The organism is Vibrio sp. 10N.222.46.A1, assembly GCF_041473595.1.
GTDB lineage: Bacteria > Pseudomonadota > Gammaproteobacteria > Enterobacterales > Vibrionaceae > Vibrio > Vibrio tasmaniensis_A.
Map to the genome: position 1 here is coordinate 1 of NZ_JBFRSN010000967.1, position 1,405 is coordinate 1,405.

A 1,405-nucleotide genomic window follows, 5' to 3' on the forward strand; every position below is an offset into this window, starting at 1 on the left:
GAACAGGGACAGTGTTGCTTTCTAGTTCACTAGGCAGCTTTAGGTTTTGCTTCTGGTTGGCATAAAACTGATTAATTTCAGGCAGATCTGCTTTATCAGGATCGATGAATAGTACCCAGAATCTATCATTGATCACGTTGAGTGCGAGCTGCCCGCGACACACCGGCCCCTTGATAAAGGCCATGATGGTGTTTTGTGCATTGTCCAGCATGAAATGGAAGCGCGAGTTCACCGGAAGAGCTTCAAACGAAGTCATTGGATTCGCCGCGACGTCAATCGCGTAGCTAGGAAGTTGTTTGACAGCGTAACGAGCATCCACAAACCATGTGTTCCAATTGTTCAGGCGTTCTTCATTTAATGCGAAAGGCATGTGTGTTTTGTGGACGATGGTGCCTTGCTCTGGAATCAGGCGATAATAAACCCGATCCACTTTTGGATCGTCGTAAGGTCGACGACTCGTGATGCGTTGAACCGCTTCACCAGGAGGCGTCGCAGAACGAACCAAGGTGAAGAAGCGTGTTGGCTGAGCTAAATCAGAGAAATAGAGGTGTGATAGAAACAGATGTTCATAGATATAACGTGCTGAAAGCTGGCTTTTATTGTCACTCTTGTTGAGAAAGCCCTCGTAGATATCAACGAGCTCTTGTTCCGCATCATTCAGTGGAATATGGTCATTCATTAACGCGCCGTTTTCCAACCAACTCATTAAAGTCGCGTATTCCGTTTTATCTAAGTTCGGCATGCCATAAGGCATTCCCCACGTCGGGTAATCTCTTTCGTATTGAGCGTACTCTTCAATGGTTGGACACTGTTGGTCGCGATCGGTTGAAAAGTCGAAGCCTTCAAGTTGCGTTTGATCTGGAAGAGGGTGGTTTTCTTTTTGCATCAACATACGAGAAACAAGCCCAGCATCAAGGTTAGCCGTTGAATTCTGCATACGTTCGTTTAGCACTGGATGAAAATCCGCATCACGCCACTCTTGTGTGGTTATCGCGTCTTCAAACAGGCGGGTAGGGGCTGAGGCGGTTAAACGGGTGCCTTGATAAACGAGTGCCTTACTCGCCCCTCGGTCGATACCTTCAACTGAAGACATTTTTAGCTGGCAAGGTGCATCATAACAAGCGTGGCAAACAACACAGCGGCTATCAATGATAGGCTTTACTTCGTCAATGAAATGCTGTGCTTGAGATGAAAGAATAGGCGCTTGGCGATCACGGACTTGCTGTTCACCAAAGAGCTGATCGAAGTTCAACCCCGCGTAGACGGCACAACCTGAGAAGACGCTAACAAAAGCTAAAATGAAGAGTTTTTTCAAATTCATACGTATTAAAGATTAGGCATTTTCTCTAATTATATCGAAAATGATTGAAAAAGCTCATGTTCTGACTATTTTATAGATAAGATA

Annotated in this window: 1 protein-coding gene; it reads right to left on the bottom strand. The window is 45.4% G+C overall.

The genetic code is table 11. The features are described from left to right. On the bottom strand, positions 1-1,321 hold a 1,321-nt coding region (locus AB4496_RS22620), incomplete at its 3' end, for a fatty acid cis/trans isomerase (protein ID WP_372132046.1). Positions 1,322-1,405 lie beyond the last annotated feature (84 nt).